This is a genomic window from Deinococcus radiophilus (assembly GCF_020889625.1).
GTDB classification, from domain to species: Bacteria; Deinococcota; Deinococci; order Deinococcales; family Deinococcaceae; genus Deinococcus; species Deinococcus radiophilus.
This window is the reverse complement of sequence record NZ_CP086380.1, coordinates 988,139-1,006,812: the sequence shown is the minus strand read 5'-3', so window position 1 is coordinate 1,006,812 and position 18,674 is coordinate 988,139. Positions and strand designations below refer to the sequence as shown.

At 63.1% G+C, this 18,674-nt stretch carries 16 protein-coding genes and 1 riboswitch; of the genes, 11 read left to right on the top strand and 5 right to left on the bottom strand.

The window, feature by feature from the left end:
- Positions 1 to 76: 76 nt before the first annotated feature.
- From LMT64_RS05155 to LMT64_RS05135, 5 genes are all read right to left on the bottom strand, one after another.
- Positions 77 to 721, bottom strand: a complete 645-nt coding sequence (locus LMT64_RS05155) for a thiamine diphosphokinase (RefSeq protein WP_126350760.1) — start codon at positions 719 to 721, stop codon at positions 77 to 79.
- Positions 718 to 1,737: an ABC transporter ATP-binding protein gene (locus LMT64_RS05150; protein WP_126350759.1), complete on the bottom strand. Its 1,020-nt coding sequence runs from the start codon at positions 1,735 to 1,737 to the stop codon at positions 718 to 720. The genes LMT64_RS05155 and LMT64_RS05150 overlap by 4 nt, the downstream gene beginning before the upstream one ends.
- A gap of 170 nt (positions 1,738 to 1,907) precedes the next feature.
- Positions 1,908 to 2,207, bottom strand: a complete 300-nt coding sequence (locus LMT64_RS05145; protein ID WP_126350758.1) for a hypothetical protein — start codon at positions 2,205 to 2,207, stop codon at positions 1,908 to 1,910.
- 12 nt (positions 2,208 to 2,219) lie between these two features.
- Positions 2,220 to 3,791 carry an ABC transporter permease gene (locus tag LMT64_RS05140; protein ID WP_126350757.1) on the bottom strand — a complete coding sequence of 524 codons (1,572 nt, stop codon included), beginning with the start codon at positions 3,789 to 3,791 and terminating at the stop codon, positions 2,220 to 2,222.
- A gap of 61 nt (positions 3,792 to 3,852) precedes the next feature.
- On the bottom strand, positions 3,853 to 4,983 hold the full coding sequence (locus LMT64_RS05135; protein WP_126350984.1) for a thiamine ABC transporter substrate-binding protein: 1,131 nt from the start codon (positions 4,981 to 4,983) through the stop codon (positions 3,853 to 3,855).
- Positions 4,984 to 5,026: 43 nt separating this feature from the next.
- Positions 5,027 to 5,119, bottom strand: a riboswitch (TPP riboswitch).
- Between the two features lie 56 nt (positions 5,120 to 5,175).
- On the opposite strand from LMT64_RS05135, the gene LMT64_RS05130 reads away from it, so the two are divergent.
- The 11 genes from LMT64_RS05130 to icmF all read left to right on the top strand — a co-directional run bounded on the left by LMT64_RS05130 (position 5,176) and on the right by icmF (position 18,606).
- Positions 5,176 to 5,655, top strand: coding sequence for an NUDIX domain-containing protein (locus tag LMT64_RS05130; protein ID WP_126350756.1), 480 nt, complete (start codon positions 5,176 to 5,178; stop codon positions 5,653 to 5,655).
- Positions 5,656 to 5,843: 188 nt separating this feature from the next.
- Positions 5,844 to 6,680 (top strand): PRC and DUF2382 domain-containing protein, encoded by an 837-nt coding sequence (locus LMT64_RS05125; RefSeq protein ID WP_126350755.1) that lies wholly within the window; start codon positions 5,844 to 5,846, stop codon positions 6,678 to 6,680.
- Positions 6,681 to 6,770: 90 nt separating this feature from the next.
- Entirely contained in the window at positions 6,771 to 7,310 is a 540-nt protein-coding gene (locus LMT64_RS05120; protein ID WP_126350754.1) for a YsnF/AvaK domain-containing protein, read from the top strand.
- 79 nt (positions 7,311 to 7,389) lie between these two features.
- Positions 7,390 to 8,091, top strand: a complete 702-nt coding sequence (mnmD, locus tag LMT64_RS05115; protein WP_126350753.1) for a tRNA (5-methylaminomethyl-2-thiouridine)(34)-methyltransferase MnmD — start codon at positions 7,390 to 7,392, stop codon at positions 8,089 to 8,091.
- Complete coding sequence (locus LMT64_RS05110; RefSeq protein ID WP_126350752.1) at positions 8,088 to 9,059, top strand: NAD(P)/FAD-dependent oxidoreductase; 972 nt, start codon at positions 8,088 to 8,090, stop codon at positions 9,057 to 9,059. The genes mnmD and LMT64_RS05110 overlap by 4 nt, the downstream gene beginning before the upstream one ends.
- A gap of 86 nt (positions 9,060 to 9,145) precedes the next feature.
- Complete coding sequence (locus LMT64_RS05105; RefSeq protein ID WP_126350751.1) at positions 9,146 to 10,060, top strand: phospho-N-acetylmuramoyl-pentapeptide-transferase; 915 nt, start codon at positions 9,146 to 9,148, stop codon at positions 10,058 to 10,060.
- Positions 10,061 to 10,224: 164 nt separating this feature from the next.
- A complete protein-coding gene (locus LMT64_RS05100) occupies positions 10,225 to 11,190 on the top strand; it encodes a class I SAM-dependent rRNA methyltransferase (RefSeq protein ID WP_126350750.1) in 966 nt (321 codons plus the stop codon).
- A 309-nt stretch (positions 11,191 to 11,499) separates the two neighbouring features.
- Positions 11,500 to 12,642 (top strand): acyl-CoA dehydrogenase family protein, encoded by a 1,143-nt coding sequence (locus LMT64_RS05095; protein ID WP_126350749.1) that lies wholly within the window; start codon positions 11,500 to 11,502, stop codon positions 12,640 to 12,642.
- Between the two features lie 188 nt (positions 12,643 to 12,830).
- Positions 12,831 to 13,322, top strand: a complete 492-nt coding sequence (locus tag LMT64_RS05090; protein WP_126350748.1) for a GreA/GreB family elongation factor — start codon at positions 12,831 to 12,833, stop codon at positions 13,320 to 13,322.
- Positions 13,323 to 13,616: 294 nt separating this feature from the next.
- The gene (gene lysS, locus LMT64_RS05085) at positions 13,617 to 15,185 is read left to right on the top strand and encodes a lysine--tRNA ligase (protein ID WP_126350747.1); all 1,569 of its coding nucleotides are present in this window, start codon (positions 13,617 to 13,619) and stop codon (positions 15,183 to 15,185) included.
- 175 nt (positions 15,186 to 15,360) lie between these two features.
- A complete protein-coding gene (gene icmF, locus LMT64_RS05080; protein ID WP_126350746.1) occupies positions 15,361 to 18,606 on the top strand; it encodes a fused isobutyryl-CoA mutase/GTPase IcmF in 3,246 nt (1,081 codons plus the stop codon).
- The last annotated feature ends 68 nt before the right edge of the window (positions 18,607 to 18,674 follow it).

Below are 18,674 nucleotides of genomic sequence, written 5' to 3'. Positions count from 1 at the left end.
GCGGCAGGCCAGTGGAACTCTGTGCATATTCTGACAGGTTCCCGGCCCGGCCCGCCGGGAAATTCTTCACTCTCCGCTAGTCCCCCAGCGTGTGCCAGACCAGCAGCGCCCGGCCTTGTTCCAGCTCGGCGCGGACCTGTCCACGTGATTGGTTGCTCAGCGTCCAGCCGCTGCCCAGCGGCACATCTGCGCCGGTCAGCGGCCAGCGGACCCCGTCTAGACTTAGGCCCTGAAGGTCACTGACCGCTACCACGCTGAGGGTGGTTCCGGTGGGCAGCGCCAGCGCCAGCGGACGCCCTGGAATCAGCGGGCGGGCATGTTCGTCGCCGGAGGTCAGCCACACGTCCACACCCCGCTCGGCCAGCCGCACCGCGCCCAGCAGCAGCGCCGCCGCGTGGTCAAAGCGCCCCCCGAAAGCACCCACGAACACCAGCCGGGTGCAGCCCTGCGCCAGGGCCAGCTGGGTTGCCAGCTCACCGTCGGTTTCATCTTTGGCGGTGGGGTGGACTTTACGGGCCACATCCAGCTCATCGCCCTGCGCCGAGTCGAAGTCACCCACCCAGGCGTCCACGTTCAGGCCCAATCCAGCAGCGTGCCTGGCCCCGCCGTCTGCCGCAATGACCAAGTCGGGAGGTGGGAACGTGCAGAGGTCGGCAGGCAAGGTGAGGCGTCCAGCGACAAGTAGGTAGGCAGTTTTGGCAGCGGAGGAAGTATGCGTCACGGTGCTCCTGCCGCCTGCTGTGGCTGACTTCCGGCTCCGTCCCGGTCTTCTCTCACTCGCAACACTCGCCCTTCATCTACCCTCAGCCGCAGCGTGCCGCCCTCAACCAGCGCCATCTCGCGCGGGCTGAGATGCAGGTGCAGCGGCCCAAGTGGGTGGGCCAGCGTGATGTTCTGGCCGCTGTCGGTGAGGGTTTGGGTGGTGACTGTATAGGCGTTGCCCTGACCCAGCTGGAGGGCTTGTTCGGGGACCACCAGCGCCGTGCTGTCCGGCTGCACGAAGATGTTTTCGTGGCCCAGAAACTGGGCGACCCATGCGGTCGCCGGTTGGGCAAACAGTCCCTCACCCCTCCCGACCTGCACCAACTGACCGGCCCGCATCACCGCCACGCGGGACGCCACTGCCAGGGCCTCACGCTGGTCGTGCGTGACGAGCAATGCCGCCGCGCCGCTGCGGGCCAGCAGGTCTTTCAGCTCTCCACGCAGTTCGCCGCGCAGCCGCTCATCAAGGTTGCTGAGGGGTTCGTCCAGCAGCAGCAGGTCACTGCCCGTGGCCAGAGCGCGGGCCAGGGCCACCCGTTGCTGCTGTCCCCCACTCAGTTGATCGGGGCGGCGATCCTCCAGACCGGTGAGTTCCACCAGGGACAGCGCTTCGTGCGCCTGACGCTCGGCCTCTTCCTTGGGGACACGGCGCATCTTCGGCCCAAACGCCACGTTGCCCAGCACACTGAGATGCGGAAACAGTGCGTAATCCTGAAAGACCATGCCGACCCCACGCTGTTCAGGAGGGAGCCCCGTCACGTCGCGTCCATGCATCAGCACCCGGCCCGTGTCCGGCTGTTCCAGACCCGCTACGCAGCGCAGCACGGTGCTTTTGCCGCAGCCCGACGGCCCCAGCAAGGCCAGCGTCTCGCCCTGATTTATGTCCAGACTGAAGTCCTGCACAGCTAGGGTCGGCCCATAGCGCTTGGTGAGGTGTTGCAAGGAGAGGGCGGAGGGGGGAGGGTCAGAAGTCACGCTGTCCAGTGTAGAAGGTCGCCCGTGCCTGGTGAGGTCTTGTCTTCCCCTCAGATCGTCACCACGTTGACGCCTCTGATTTCAATGGTGATGTCCCCAGGCCCAATTTCCCGGTCTATCTTGATGGTAGGAAAGTTGATGTCAGCCAGCAAAAACAAATCTGCCGCTGCCTATGACAACAGCCTGCTGAGGTGTTCACCGCCGTTTCTTCTCTCTGTTTGTAGGTAGGCCGCGTCAGTTAAGGTGTGCCTGATTTCCTGTGAGGCACGGCAAAGTGACGCCGCATGTCCCAGCTCTTCTTCGTATTCAGCCAAGCTCAGCAGGGTGGGGCGTTGATTCGACTCGAAGAACTTCTGGGCAGACAGGGAATAAAGCGGCTCCAGCGCATCTTCCAGATCGTCCAGGCTGACTTCTGAGTGGTGCAGTAGCCGCTCAAGCTTCTCTATGGTCCTGCGGATTTCGGCGGTCATGGTCGTAGCATCTCACGTCACCTCGCCTTTGCCGCCGTCCAGCAGCCAGAAGGTTCCCGCCGCCAGCAGCAGCAAGATGGTCGCCAGGGCGCAGGCTTCGCCCAGGTTGGTGTCACCGGGACGGCCCAGGCGCTGGTATAGACCCACACTCAGGGTGGCCCACTCCGGGCGGGTCAGCACCAGGGTGGCCCCGAACTCGCCCAGCACGGTGGCCAGCGACAGCGCCGCGCCGCCGCGTAGGGCGGGCAGCGTCAGCGGTAGCGTGACCGTGCGGTGGGCGGCCAGCGACCCGGCCCCCAGCGTGTGGGCGGCTTCCAGCGTGCGCGGGGGCAAGGCACGCAGCGCCGGCAACACCGAGCGCGTCACCAGCGGATAGGCCAGCAGGGTATAGGCTGCCAGCAGCATGGGCAGGGTGGCAGCCAACCGGGGATAGGCCAGCAGATAACCCACCGCCAGCGACACAGGTGACACCATCAGCGGCAGCAGCGAGAGCAGGTCCAGGGTGCGTGCACGCGCCAGCCAGGCCCCCAGCGCGTGCAGCCCGCCCAGCAGCGTGGCCCCGATCAGTGCCAGCAGCCCGAAACGCACGGTATTGCCCACGAAATGCAACGTGGCCGGATCGCTCAATACCGCCTGCCAGTAAGCCAGGGTGGGACCTGCTGACCCGAGCAGGCTACGGGCCACCACCGCCAGCAGTGGCACAAAGCAAAGCGTGAACACCACCGCCGTCAGCGCCAGTCCCAGCCAGAGCGGGCCGCCGGTGGCCCTGGGCCGCACCCTTGTAGGTGTGCCGCTGCCCTGTGCAGTCAGGCCCACATACACCCAGGTGGCAACCAGCGTGAGCAGGAGTTGTCCGGCGATCAGCGCACTGGCCTCGCCCAGCCGCAGCTGATAGGCGGTCAGGGTGTAGATTTCCACTTCCAGCGTGGCGTACCTTGCCCCACCCAGAATCAGTGGCAGCCCGAAGCTGAGTGCCGAATAGAGGAAGGTCAGGATGGCCCCCGCCGCAATGCCCGGTAGTGCCAGCGGGAGTCCCACCCGCAGCGCTGCTCCCCAGCCCCCGGCTCCCAGCGTGCGGGCCGCGCCGATCAGGCTGGGCGAGATGCGCGAAAACCCGCCGTAGCTCAGGCGGATCATCACCGGCAGATTAAAAAAGAGGTTGCCCAGCAGAATCAGGAGCGGGCCGTCGGACGGTGAAAAGGGCAGCCAATCACTCAGCCAGCCCCTTGGCCCCAGCAGCGCATTCAGCCCCAGCGCGGCCACCAGCACCGGAGTCACGAACGGCAGGAGCAGCAGCCGCAGCAGGGTGTCCCCACCCGGTAGGCGGTAACGCGAGAGCAAATAGGCCAGCGGCACACCCACCAACAGTGCCAGCCCCGCTGTCAGGCCTGCTTGCCAGAGCGTCCAAGCCAGCCTCCCCTGAAAGTAGTCCTGCCCCCAGACCCCCAGTTGCAGACCACCTTCGGTGAGCGTGCGGCCCAGCGGCAGCACCAGCATCAGGGTCAGAAAGACCAGAGAGGGGAGGGCGACCAGCCAGCCGGTGAGACTAGAGGGCAAAAGGCCAGCGGCAGAAGACCGGGTCATGCGACTGGCCGATGACCTGTCGGCAGGGTAGCCATCCATTGCCTTCCGCCCGCGGCCTCATTCATTTCCGCTGTACGTTCTCCACCCAGGCGTCAATAAGGGCCTGGGGATCTTCGGTCAGTTCAGCCTCAAAGGGCGCGACGTCCGTTTCCTCGGCCAGGGCGAACACCGGGTCCAGTTTGGTGCCCTCAACTGCCGGATAAACCCACATGTTGGTCGGAATATCTGCTTGCACCTTTTCACTCAGCATCCAGTCCACGAAAGCGCGGGCGGCAGCCTCATTCTCACTGCCTTTCAGGATGCCCACGCCCTCCAGTTGCAGCGCCGTGGTGCCGGGGATGAAGAGGTTGGCGGTGGGTGACTCGCTGGGAATCTTGGCAGGATCGTAGCCTTCAGCGAAAAAGACCTCGGCAGCGGGGCTGGACCCGTAGCTCAGCACCAACGGATAGGCCCCGCCCGCCCGCGTGAATTCGGTGTAATAGGCGTCGCTCCACCCACCTACGATCTTCATGCCGTTCGTTTCGGCCTCGTTCCACCAGGCCCAGGCACCTTCCTCGCCCAGTTCGTTTACGGTGGCCAGCAGGAAGGCCAGGCCAGGCGAAGACGTGGCCGGGGAGGGAATCACCAGGTTGGACGCGTATTCGGGATCATTCAGCTGATCCAGCGTGCCGGGCAGCGGCAGGCCAGTTTCGTCCCAGGCGGCGCGGTCATAGTTCAGTGCTACCACGCCGTAGTCTACCGTATTCAGCAGGCCGTCCTCGTCCAGGCGGTACTCTTCCGGCACGCTGTCTAGCGCGGGGCTGCGGTAAGGCGTCAGCAGGTCCTCGGCCTGCGCACGCGGCAGCATGGAGTTGTCCAGGCCGTACACCACATCCGCCAACGGGGCCTGTTTGGTCAGGATCAGGCGGTTGAGCATCTCGCCCGCGTCACCCGCCTCAATTCTCTCTACCTTGACTCCGGTTTCTTGCTGGAATTGGTCCAGCATCCCGTCACTCAGCGTGAAGGAGTCATGGCTAATCACACGCAGGGTGCCGCCCAGTTCTGCGCTGGGCTGTTCACCGGCGGTATCCGTCTCAGCGGGTGTGCTTTCTGCGGGGGTCGCCGTTTCAGACGTTGCGGGGTCAGTGCTCTCAGGTGCGGGAGCCGTGCAGGCAGTTAGGGTCAGCAGACCCAGGGCCAAAAGTTTGGTCATTGTTCGGTTCATCAGTCTCTCCAGGGATCAGGGCCGAGGAGGGCACGGTGCGTGCGCCGCTCCCTCCGCTGGCATGACCCAGTTCAGGTACAAAGGGTATGTTCTCAGCCCCGGTGGGGCACCCCTGCGTTACGCGACCGAGCATAGCAAACACCGCTCTGGGCAAGGCAGCTTGCGCGCTAGCCTGAATCCATGTACCTGATCGTTTGGGGGATTTTGCGTGATGACAGAGGCCGGATTCTGCTGGGCCGCCGCAGCGGCGCACGCATGGCCGATGGCCTCTGGAACCTGCCTGGAGGCGCTGCTGAACGGGATGAAGACCTGACGGCTGCTGTCAGCCGCGAGGTCGCAGAAGAAGTGGGGATACGGGTGGACCCAGCCGCCTGGACTTCGTTGGGGGTCAGTCAGTTTGACGGAACTGGGGCTGGCGGTGAACGGGTCTGCGGCGTTTCATCGTTTTTCATGGCACAGACCTGGGAAGGCAAGCCCCAACCTCTGGAGAAGACCTCCGAGGTGGGATGGTTTGATCCGGTAGCTCTGCCGCCGGATTGTTTTTCTTGGCTTCCGCGTGCGTTACAGCTGCACCTGATGGAGGGCGCAAAGCTAACGCAGCAGCGTGGTCCGATGGATGAAGCGGATGGCCGGAGGCTGTGCTGGACGCGATTGGGATGACCTTGCTGGAAGAGGGCGTCCAGATGAAATTTATAAATGGCCTTTCAATAAAGGTGGCTCTTGAAAAAATCTAGATGGTCCCCTCAACAAGTTTGAACGTTGGTACGCCAAACTGCCTGACGTAACGGAGCGGGAATCACATTGCCGCGAAATACCCCGTCACAGTTCAAGTATCTGGAGGTACTGACATGACCGATATGATTGATACCCAGCTGGTTCGCCTGTCCGATTTGAGCCGCGATGACCAAATGACCTTCTTCAATGACGCTGATGTGTTCAACCCCATCGGCTCCACCGCTTACGGCGCCAACGGCGAGAAGATCGGTAGTGTCCGTGACGCTCTGGTTGTGGCCAACACTGGCGGTATCCGTTTCCTGATCGTGGACGCTGGCGGCTGGTTCAGCAGCAAAGAAGTTCTGGTTCCCGTGGGCCACGCCCGCATTGACGACAGCGGTGTGTACTTCGATACCCTGACCAAAGACCAAGTGGGCTCCATGCAGGAGTACCGTTACGGTGAAACCTACTCCGACGACGTCTACACCCAGGACCAGTTTGTTCAGGACGAGCGCGTTCTGCGTGGCACCATGGACGAAACCGAGTACCGTGAGCGTGCCTATGCCACCCCTGACCGTCTGCAACTGCTGGAAGAGCGTTTGACCGTCAACAAAGAGCGCTTCAAAGCTGGTAGCGTTCGCATCGGCAAGCACGTCGAAACCCGCCAGGAGCAGATCGAAGTGCCCCTGCAGCGCGAAGAAGTGGTCATCACCCGTCACGAAGTGACTGATGCTACTCCTGTGGACGGCGCCCGTCTGGGCGAAGGTCAGCAGACCATGCAAGTGGATCTGGAAGCTGAGCGTGCCAATGTCAGCAAGCAGGCTTACGTCACCGAAGAAGTCGAAATCGGCAAGCGCGCCGTGACCGAAACCCAGACCGTGACCGAGACCGTGGGCCGCGAAGTGCTGGACGTGGACCGTGACGGCCAGATTGATGTCGACGGTACCGTTGACCCCAACCGCCGCGCCTAATCCATTCACGACTTAGAAAAGGGCGGGTCATTCCCGCCTTTTTCCGTATCGTTTTGAACCAAGCCATCACTGAAAAGGGGGAGATGACCGATGACCGATGACCGACTGAATCCCGGCGAACGCCACCTGGAAGCCACCGAGACTACCGAGCAAAGCCGTGACCTGCCGGGCACCACTGCTGAAATGGGCCATGATCTGCGTACGGAATCAACTGGCCTGTTGGCCGGACAGACCGACCGCCTGGTGCTGTACGAGGAGCGGGCCAACGTCGAGGTGATCCGCGAGTCCGTAGGTGCCGTGACCGTCCGCAAAGTGGTGCGTGAGCGTGAGGAAATGGTACCTGTGACGCTGCGAACCGAATGCTTGGAAATCGTGGTGCGTGAGGGCGCAGGGTGCGTCCGCATGGGCGATCAGGAGCTGCAACCCGGCCAGAGCTATGAGGTCGAACTGACCACCGAGCGGGCCAGCATTCAAAAAGAGATTGTCCCGATCAGCGAAGTGTCGTTCGAGAAGCGGGCTGTGCAGCAGGACGTGCAGGAAACGGTGACGCTGCACCGCGAAGTTCTGGATATTGAAGACCCGCAAGGATTGGTGGCCAACCGCACCGATCTGCTAGACGATCTGCGTTAAGCGCCGGGTCCAAGTGTTGTGGCCCCTACCACCGGGATGAAGCCTGGAGGTAGGGGCCTTCGCCCTATCATGGCTGGACATGGTCCGTGATTCTGCCCATCCTGCCACCGCTACCATCACCGCGCAGCAGCTCTCCGAAGCTGACCTTCGTTCCACAGCAGATGGTTCGCTGACGGTACACAGTGTACGTTTTGGACAAACTTACGGTTCGGTGCATGGTGCCCAGGCACAAGCACGGCATGTTTTTGTGCAGGGCAGCGGGACAGATCAGGGCGATGAAGCGCGGGTGCTGGAAATCGGGTTCGGGGTGGGACAGAACTTTCGCGCCACGCTTGAGGCCCGCCAAGATAAGGCGCTGGACTACCTGGCGTATGAGTTTGATCCGGTATCAGCCGAAGTGTTACGCCGCCTTGACCCGCCTGAATATCCTGCCTGGACGGCATTGTTGAATGCTTGGCCACCGACTCCTGGCACCCCATTGGCAGTGCAGGTGGATCAGGTACGTTTGCGAGTGCAGCAGCAAGATGCCCTGGTTGCTGACTTTCCAGCGGGTTGGGCCACGGCAGTCTATCTGGACGGCTTTTCACCCGACGCCAACCCAGAGCTGTGGTCCGAAACTTTTCTGGCGCGCGTGGCGTTTGCCCTGGCGCCGGGGGGCGTGCTGACCACTTACTCGGCGGCGGGACGGGTGCGGCGGGCGTTGCAGGCAGCGGGCCTGGAGGTAGAGCGCTGCCCTGGCCCGCCAGGCAAGCGTGAATTTCTGCGGGCCGTGCTCCCATGAATCGGTTGATTATTGTCGGTGGTGGGGTTGCCGGAGCCAGCAGCGCTTATTTTGCCGCGCAGCGCGGCTGGCAGGTCACAGTCGTTGACTGTGGGCAACACGCCGCGAGCGATGTACCCTCGGCGCTGCTGAACCCGGTGCGCGGGCAGTCGGGTCAGGTGCCTGCCCGCGCCGCTGAGGGGCTGGCACTGACCTGGGAGCTGATTGCCACGCTGACCGCAGCAGGATATGACGTGCCGCATGGCCGCAGCGGTGTGATCCGCCCCGTGCCGGATGAGCGCACTCAGACTAAATTCAACCGCAACCTGGCCGAGTTGCCCCACGAGTGGTGGGACTCTGCCGCAGTACCAGAATTGCGCTTCGGCTGGCACGCTGCGCTGTATTTACCGCAGGGCGGCTGGGTAGACGGCCCAGCGCTGTGCCGCAGTCTGCTGGCCGCGTCGGGCGCCGGGGTGGTACGTGGCCGCGTAGAAGCCACCGACGGTCAGGGCAGTGCCGTGTTGAAAGGGGGAGAGGCGCTGGAAGCTGATGCTGTGGTGTGGTGTGGTGGCAGCTTCGGTACCCAGACGCAGCGGCCTGCCCACCTGGGTGCCAGGCCGCTGCAGAGCCACCGCGCTGGAACATTGCTGACCTTGCAGGATTCGCCGGGGCCATTGCCTCTCAGCTTCGGCGGGTATCTGGCTCCCGCCGCTCAGGGTGGGGTGCTGGGAGCGACCTTCGAGCGTCCGGCTGCCGAATGGTCAGTGCCGCAGTTGCCGCTCACCTCGCTGGACTGGCTGTTGGGCAAAGGCCGAGCTTTGCGGTCGCTACGTGATCTTCAGGTCAGAGGGCGGTGGAGCGGCACGCGACTGAGTGGTCTGCGCTTAGGGCAAGCAGGGCCAGCCGAGTGGGAGCTGAGCGGCCTGGGCAGCAAAGGCTTTTTGCTGGGGCCCCTGCTGGCGCATGAATTGGTTGCCCAGCTGGGCTAGGCTGCGGCGCCGCCGCCCTCCATTACAATGAGGCCAATGTCGGATTTCTCGTGTGCTGTCTGTCCTCCTGGCCTGGTGGTGTCTCCATGTTGATCGCCGCCATTCTCTCCTGGTTCCTGACCGGGCTGTTTATCAACCAGTCCAAAAAACGCGGCTGGGGCCAGCCGGTCCGCAGTGACGGTCCCCAAAGTCACCTCGCCAAAGAAGGCACCCCTACCGCCGGGGGCGTGGCCTTTACGCTGGTTACGCTACTCATCTGGCTGGTACTGTTTGCCACCGGTCAGGGCGGCGGCATGCGCGAGGTGTTGCTGGTGGTGATCGCAGCCTTGATGGGTGTGGTCGGCGGTCTGGACGACTGGTTCAAGGTGCAGTCCCGTATGAAGGGCAGCGGCAAAAAAGAACTGCTGGCGCGCGAGAAGTTCCCGTTGCAGATTCTGTTCAGCCTTATCTTCGCTTATCTGGCCGTACCTTATGCCAGCCATGAACTGGTGCCGTCACTCGGCTACTGGGGTGACATGCTGCTCTATACCTTCGTGATGGTGGGTTCGGTCAACGCCTTTAACTTCACCGACGGCAACGATGGTCTACTGGCCGGGGTCGCCATGATCGTCTTGCTGCCGCTGCTGGCGCTGTCCCCCGTCGCCGCGTTGCTGGTGGCTTCCCTATTGGGCTTTTTGTGGTTCAATGCCAATCCCGCCAAGGTTTTTATGGGGGATATGGGATCACATGCCATCGGAGCGATTGCGGCAGGCGCTTATATCCTGTACGCCGATGTCTGGCTTCTGCCGATTGCCGCCATTATTCCGGTGGCGGCAGTGCTGAGCGTGATGATTCAGGTCTTTTTCTTCAAGACGCAAGGCCGCCGAATTTTCAAGATGACACCTATTCACCACCACTTTGAGTTGAGCGGTTGGCCCGAGGTTCTGGTCACGCAGCGTTTCTGGGTGATCACGGCCCTGGCAACCGCCCTGGCGTGGTACTTGCTGGGCGGACGCCCCTGAGCTGAGATGTGAGGCTGAGATGGGAAACGGAACTGGGGCCAGCTGGCCCCTTTTTTGTTGGTGTGAGGTGGAGCCTGGCCGTCAGGTTGAATCGGTCCGCTTTCTACAGGCGCACTACAGAAGTTGTTCCAGACTTTTGCGGGCGGACTGCTACCCTAAGAGGGATGACCCTTCTGCAGACGCCAGACCTGGAGGCAGCGGCGGCGCTGCGTGAGCCGCTGATGGCTGAAGGCAGCACCTTTTACCGGCTGCTGCATACCACCGAGTCGGCGGGCCTGTGCAGCCTGGACCGCCTCGGCACGGTCGGGGTACTGAGCCTCTACCGTGAGTTGGCCCCCGCGCAGGAGGCCGCAGTGCTGGCCGCATTGCAAGGGCCGATGCAGGCGCTGGGCATCGAAACGCTGTACCTCAAGCGCCGCCCCGAAGTGGCCAGCCACCGCGCCAACACCGAGCGGGAGTGGCTGGCTCCGGCAGAGCCGCAGTGGGGCACACCTCAGCCGGAAATCACCTGCACAGAAGAAGGTGTGCCGTTCCTTTTTCGCCCCGGCGGCGACCTCAGTGTGGGCTTGTTCGCGGACGCCCGGCCCATGCGCGCCTGGGTGCGGGGCCACAGCGCGGGGCGGCGGGTGCTGAACCTGTTCGCCTACACCTGCGGGTTTGGCGTCTCAGCGGCGCTGGGCGGGGCGCAAGCGGTCAAAAATGTGGATCTTTCGCGCCGGGTGCTGGCCTGGGGACAGGAAAACTACGCCCTCAGTGGCCTGAGCGCCCCGGACACCGACTTCTTGTATGGCGACGTCTTCGACTGGCTGCGGCGGCTGTCCAAACGCGGTGAGCGCTTCGACCTGATTGTGCTGGATCCACCCAGCTTTGCGCGGCGCGGCAAGCAGATCTGGCGGGCCGAACGTGACTATACGGGCCTCACTGCCTCGGTGGCGGGGCTGCTGGACCCCGGCGGACTGCTGCTGAGCATGACCAACCACGCTGGCATGTCTCCCCGAGTCTTCCGGCAGGCGGTGGGGGAGGGAATGCAGCAAGCCGGGCGGCGTGGGCAGTTGCTGGACACGCTCAGTCCCGGCCCCGACTTTCCGGGCGCAGATCATCTCAAGGCGCTGGTCTGGCAGCTGGATTAAGGTGGAGCGCAGAATTGCTTCCGCCAGCGGACGTGAGTATCAGCCGCGGGGACCGCTCCTGGGATGCTCGTTGCGCCGGGGCTCAGGGCCGCAAAGTACCTGCGACAAGCTGCTCTGAAATGGGCCTTTCAGCAGCCGTTGGACGCGCAGCGGTGAACCCGCCAGCCATCACTGGGCAGATGCCTCCGCTGTGCTAGCTTGTGACCGTCAATCAATTGTCGCTTTTTTGAACCGAGTCCAAGACCCTGGCCCTCTCTGACGGGCCACCCGACCAGGGCTGCCCGCTGGGGCCGCCCGACAGGAGAACGCATGATCGATTTTTCACTGACCGACGAACAGAAACAGCTGCAACAACTGGCCCGCGATTTTGCCCGCAAAGAAATCATGCCCATTGCCGAGGAATATGACCGCCGCGAGGAGATGCCCTGGCAAGTGGTCGAAAAGGCCCACCAGGTCGGCCTGCTGAACGTTGCCATTCCTGAGCATGCCGGCGGATTGGGCCTGGGCATGGTGGATGAGTGCATCATCGGTGAGGAGCTGGCTTACGGCTGCATGGGTATTTTCACCATCCTGATGGCCTCCGAATTGGGGATCACCCCGATTCTGGTGGGCGGCACCGAGGAGCAGCAACAGCGTTTTCTGGGTCCTCTGGTCGAGAAACCCGCCCTGGCCGCCTTCGCGCTGTCGGAGCCCAACAACGGCTCTGACGCGGCGGGAATGCACACCACGGCAGTGCTGGACGGCGACGAGTGGGTCATCAACGGCACCAAGATGTGGATCAGCAACGGCGGTGAGGCCGCAGTGACGGTGGTATTCGCAACTACCGAGCGCGGCGGCGGACACAAGGCGACGGTGGCGCTGGTGGTGCCCAAGGATGCCCCTGGCTTTACCTACAACAAGATCAAGCACAAGATGGGCCAGCGTGCCAGTCTGACCTCGGAGCTGGTCTTCGAGAATGTCCGCGTGCCCAAGGAAAACCAGCTGGGCGGACTGGGTGACGGGTTCAAGATCGCCATGAAGACGCTGGACAAGACCCGCATCCCCGTGGCCGCAGGCAGCGTGGGCGTGGCCCGCCGCGCCCTGGACGAGTCGGTCAAATACTCCAAGGAGCGCGAAGCCTTCGGCAAGCCGATTTCCAGCTTCCAGGCGCTGCAGTTCAAGATGGCCGACATGGCGATGGGCATCGAGACGGGCCGCTTGATGTACCTCAAGGCCGCCTGGCTGGTGGACCAGGGCCTGCCGCACGGCTACGAATCGGCCATCGCCAAGGCGTACTGCTCGGATATGGCCTTTGACGCGGCCAACGAAGCCATTCAGATTCACGGTGGTTACGGCTACGTGGGCGAGTACCCGGTGGAAAAACTGCTGCGCGACGTCAAACTGAACCAGATTTACGAAGGCACCAACGAGATTCAGCGCGTGGTGATCAGCCGCGCCCTGCTGCGCGACTGAGCCTGGCTCCCGCCCGATCCTGATGCATTGTTATTCGCATGCAGGTGTGGCAAAATGCGGCCCATCTGTTTCAGTCTGACCACTGGGTGTGCCCATCAGGGCCCCACCCGTGACAGCTTCCGATCCCGATTTTTCCTGGCCCAGCGCTGATCAGCGGCGCCGGGCCTCTTCCCAGAAGGAGGAATTCCGTGACCAACAGCAAGCCGATTCGCCTGACCCGTGAGGGCTACGAGCGCCTGGAACAGGCCCTGGCCCACGAACAAGAGCGCCTGACCGAAGCCACCCGCATCGTGCAGGAGCAGATGGAAAACTCCACCGACGCTGAAGACACCGGCCTGGAAGATGCCAAACGTGAAAAGCGTCAGGTGGAAGCCCGTATCGAGGAGTTGGAAGATACCCTGGCCCGTGCCACGGTGATCGAGGCGTCTGAGCAAGACAGCGGCACAGTGGGCCTGGGCGCCACCGTGGTCCTGAGCAACGAAACCGCCAAAAAGGAAATGACCGTCAAGGTGGTCAGTGCTGCCGAAGCCAGTGTGCGCGGCACCGACAAGGTTCCCCGCATCAGCGACGACAGCCCGGTGGGTGAGAAGTTGATCGGCTGCGGGGAAGGGGACGCCTTCGTGGTGAACCTGGAAGGTGGCAAGCAGGTCAAGTACAAGGTAAAGTCCGTCAGCTACTGATTTGAAGCATTTAACAGAAAGAACAGAAAGAGCTGTCCTTTTCTGACCGAGTGGAACGGGTGAAATACCAAGAGTACGGCGTATAGAGTTGCCACGGGTGTTTTTCACGCGCCCATGTCATTCGGAGAGCTGATCAAATGCAGCAGCGAGGCAGAGGCAGGAGGCCCGGAGGAATCCCCCTTCTGCCTTTGTCCTTGTGCGCTGCGTGACGGCAACCACGGGGCGGCCCGTGGTTGGTACTCGCGTCCGCTCGCGGGGCCAATGCTGCCTTCTACATCCTTTAGACTCCTATTCATGTCCGATGAAGGTCAGCCCTCCACCACCGTTACCCCAGAGCACGCCTCACTGCACGAGCAGACGGTCAGCCGCCTGAACAACTTGGCAGCCCAGGCCGAAGCGGGCTTTGAGCGTTACCCTTACACCTACGACCAGACCCACCACACCGCCGACGTGCTCGCTGCTCACCCAGCAGACGGCGCGGAAGGCAAGTGGGAACCAGGTCAGACCTGGGACACCGAAAGCTATGCGCTGGCAGGCCGCGTGACCCTGATGCGTCACATGGGCAAGGCTGCATTTGCCGAGTTGCAGGATGAGCGGGGGCGCCTGCAAGTTTTCTTCTCCAAGGGTGATCTGGAAACGTTCGCTGCCACCAAGAAGGTTGACCTAGGCGACATTATCGGCGTAAAGGGCCATCCTTTCGTGACCAAAACCGGGCAGCTGACCCTGCACGTCACCGACTGGCAACCGCTGGTCAAGAGCCTGCACCCGCTGCCCACCAAGTTCGGCGGCCTGCAAGACGAGGAGTTGCGCGCCCGCCGCCGCTACCTGGACCTGATCGTGAACCCGGAGCGCCGCCAGGCCTTCCGCACCCGCAGTCAGGCGATCCGCTACATCCGTAACTTTCTGGACGCGCAGGGCTTTATGGAAGTCGAAGGCCCCACCCTGCAAACTGTTCCTGGCGGCACCGAGGCCACGCCGTTTACTACGCACCACAAAGCACTCTCGCACGACTTTAGCCTGCGCATCAGCCTGGAGTTGTACCTCAAGCGGCTTCTGGTGGGCGGCTTCGAGCGGGTCTACGAGATCGGGCGCAACTACCGCAACGAGGGCATTGACCGTACCCACAATCCCGAATTCACCATGCTCGAAGCCTATTTCGCGTATGGCGACTACAACGACATGATGGAATTGGTCGAAACCATGCTGAATGGGTTGGTTAAGGAAGTCACTGGTGGGCAGGAGACCATCACCTACCAGGGCCGCGAACTGAATTTTGCGCTGCCCTTCAAGCGGCTGGACTTTGTGACCGCGCTGCGCGAAAAGGCCGGAATGGACTTTGACCCGCTGGACCTGGACAAGTTGCGGGCCTGGGCCGACGAAAAGCACCCGGAGCTGAAAAAGGTTCCGGCCTACAAGCTGCTGGACAAGCTGAGCGGCGAGTACATCGAACCCGAGCTGCAAGACCCCACCTTCCTGGTGGACATGCCGCTGGTCATCAGCCCGCTGGTGAAAAAACACCGCGAGCGCGCAGGCCTCAGCGAACGGGCCGACCTGTTCGTGGGTGGCTTCGAGCTGGCGCCGATCTACTCCGAGCTGAATGACGCCCTGGATCAGCGCGAGCGCTTTGAGGCACAGACCGCCCGCCGCGAGGCCGGCGACGACGAGGCCCACCAACAAGACGAAGACTTCCTGCTGGCGCTGGAATACGGCATGCCGCCCACCGCCGGGATGGGCATGGGCATGGACAGGCTCGCCATGCTACTGACCGACTCTGACAGCATCCGTGATGTGCTGCTGTTTCCCCTGCTGCGCCCCGAAGCGGGCAAGCCCACCGCCCAGCAGGACGATGCCACGCAGGAATAATGGCCTGATCTGGCACTCTGGCTCTCAGCGCACCTGACCCTGTCACTGGGCGGGTGCGCTGCCTTTTGCTGGCCTTACTTTGCAGTATTCTGCAGGGTATTTCCAGACCTTTAGCTTGTCCCAGCGCACCCTGTCTGTTCCGGTGCGGCTGGGTCCCTCACGAGGAGGCCCATTCATGACCACTCTAGACCGTCAGCCCGACCAAGCCGAGCCCCCCACGGACCTGCAACCTGCCCATGGCCGCCTGCGCTTTGTGACCGCCGCCAGCTTGTTTGACGGCCACGACGCCAGCATCAACATCATGCGCCGCATTCTCCAGAGCCAGGGCGCTGAGGTGATTCACCTGGCGCACAACCGCAGCGTGGACGAGGTGGTCAATGCCGCCATTCAGGAAGACGCCCACGGGATCGCCGTGAGCAGTTACCAGGGCGGGCATGTGGAGTACTTCAAGTACATGCGTGAACTGCTCAACGAGCGCGGCGCGGGACATATTCAGGTGTTCGGCGGCGGCGGCGGCGTGATTGTGCCCGCCGAGATCCGCGAGCTGCAAGACGCGGGCGTCATCATCTACTCGCCCGAAGACGGCCAGCGCCTGGGCCTGGTCGGGATGATTCAGGACGTGATGCGCCGCGCCGCTGCCGCCCAGCGTCCCGCGACCCCGGCCCTAAGCGATGTACAAACGGGTGACCGGGTGGCCCTGGCCCGCTACATCTCAGCGCTGGAAAATGATCAGGCCAGCCCCGCTGAGCGTGAGGCGCTGCGCGGGCAAGTGGCGGGTGTGACCACTCCAGTGCTGGGCATCACCGGTACGGGGGGCGCAGGCAAAAGCAGCCTGACCGACGAGCTGATTTCGCGTATTCGGCTGGATCAGGCGGACGCCAAGCGGATGGCCGTCATCTCGATTGACCCCTCGCGCCGCAAGTCGGGCGGAGCGCTGCTGGGTGACCGTATCCGCATGAACGCGATCGATACGCCGCAGGTTTTTATGCGCTCGCTGGCGACCCGTGAGGCGGGCAAAGAAATCAGCGACGCCCTGCCCGACGTGATCGCGGCGTGCAAGGCCAGCGGCTTTGATCTCATTATCGTGGAGACTTCCGGCATCGGCCAGGGCGACGCGGCCATTACCCCGCACGTGGACCTGAGCCTGTACGTGATGACCCCCGAATTCGGCGCGGCCAGCCAGCTCGAAAAAATCGACATGCTGGACTTTGCCGACCTGGTGGCGATCAACAAGTTCGACCGCCGGGGCGCGCAGGATGCCCAACGCGACGTGGGCAAGCAGCTGCAACGCAACCGCGAAGCCTGGGAAAAAATGCCCGCCGACATGCCGGTGTTCGGCACGCAGGCCAGCCTCTTTAACGACGACGGCGTGACCGCGCTGTACTTTGGCCTGAAAGATGCCCTGGCCGAGCGCGGCTACACCTGGGCTGAGGGCAAGCTGACCCGTCCTGGCGGCAAGGCCAGCACCCGGACCCACGAGATCGTGCCGGCCAGCCGCGCCCGCTACCTGGCCGAGATTGCCGAAACCGTGCGCGGTTACCATGCCGAAACCGAAGCGCAGGCCCAGGCCGCCCGCGCTGCCCAGGATTTGCGGCACGCCCAGCAGCTGAGTGGCGCGGACCTGAGCGCAGCGGTAGCCGAGCAGGAAAGCAAGTTGAGCGCCGAGAGCCGAGAGCTGCTGGGGGGCTGGGCGCAGACCCAGGACGACTACTCCGGCGACGAGATGGTCACCCGCGTGCGCGACCGCGAGATTCGTACGGGGCTGACCAGCATTTCGCTGAGTGGTCTGCACATTGCAAAGGTGGCGCTGCCACGCCTGAGCGATCACGGTGACCTGTTGCGCTTCCTACGGGCCGAAAATCTGCCGGGCCGTTTTCCCTTCACGGCGGGCGTGTTCCCTTTCAAACGCGAGGGCGAAGACCCCACCCGCATGTTTGCTGGCGAGGGCGACGCCGCCCGCACCAACCGCCGCTTCAAGCTGATCTCGGAAGGGATGCCCGCCAAGCGCCTCAGCACCGCCTTCGACTCGGTGACGCTGTACGGCGCGGACCCCGACCTCCGCCCCGACATTTACGGCAAGGTGGGCACCAGCGGCGTGAGCATCGCCACGCTGGACGATATGCGCGTGCTGTTCGACGGCTTTGATCTGAGCGATCCCAGCACTTCGGTGTCCATGACCATCAATGGCCCGGCCCCCTCTATCCTGGCGATGTACATGAATGTGGCGATTGAGAAGGACCTGGCCGCGTTCGTGGAGCGCGGGGGCCGTCAGCCCACCGAGGAGGAACGCGCCGCCCTACGTGCTGAGACGCTGCGCCAGGTCCGCGGCACGGTGCAGGCCGACATCCTCAAGGAAGACCAGGGTCAGAACACCTGTATCTTCAGCACCGAATTCAGCCTCAAGGTGATGGGCGATATCCAGGAATACTTCGTGCAGAACGAAGTGCGGAACTTCTACTCGGTCAGCATTAGCGGCTACCACATCGCGGAGGCCGGGGCCAACCCGGTCACCCAGCTGGCCTTTACGCTGGCCAACGGCTTTACCTACGTCGAGAGCTATCTGGCGCGCGGCATGAGCATCGACGATTTCGCGCCGAACCTCAGCTTCTTCTTTTCCAACGGCATGGACCCCGAATACTCGGTGATGGGCCGGGTGGCCCGCCGCATCTGGGCCGTCGCCATGCGCGAAAAGTACGGCGCGAACGACCGCAGCCAGAAGCTGAAGTACCACATTCAGACATCGGGCCGCTCGCTGCACGCGCAGGAGATGGACTTCAACGACATCCGCACCACCTTGCAGGCGCTGATTGCCATTTACGACAACACCAACAGCCTGCACACCAACGCCTACGACGAGGCAATTACCACGCCCAGCGCCGAGAGTGTGCGCCGGGCGCTGGCGATTCAGCTGATCATCAACCGCGAGTGGGGTGTGGCCAAGAACCAGAACCCCAACCAGGGCAGTTTTTTCCTGGAGCAGCTGACCGATATGGTGGAAGAAGCTGTGCTGGCCGAGTTCGAGCGCCTCAGCGAGCGCGGTGGTGTACTGGGCGCAATGGAAACGGGCTATCAGCGCAGCCGCATTCAGGAAGAGTCCATGCTGTATGAGCACAAGAAGCATGACGGCTCGCTGCCGATCATTGGGGTGAATACCTTCCTGAACCCCAACCCGCAGGAAGCCCCCGAACTGGAACTGGCACGCGGGACCGAAGAAGAGAAGCAGGCCGCCCTGGCCAGCTTGCAGGCGTTTCAGGCCAAGCACGCCGATGAGGCCCCTGCCATGCTGGAGCGTTTGCAACAGGCGGTGTTGGACAACGACAATGTTTTCGCCGTGTTGATGGACGCCGTGCAGGTCTGCTCGCTGGGGCAGATCACAGGCGCCCTGTTTGAGGTGGGAGGGCAGTACCGCCGCAACATGTAACGTCAGAGAAGCACTGGAGAGTGTCCAGGGTGACAGCCTTGGGCGCTTTTTTAATGGTGGTGCTGCGG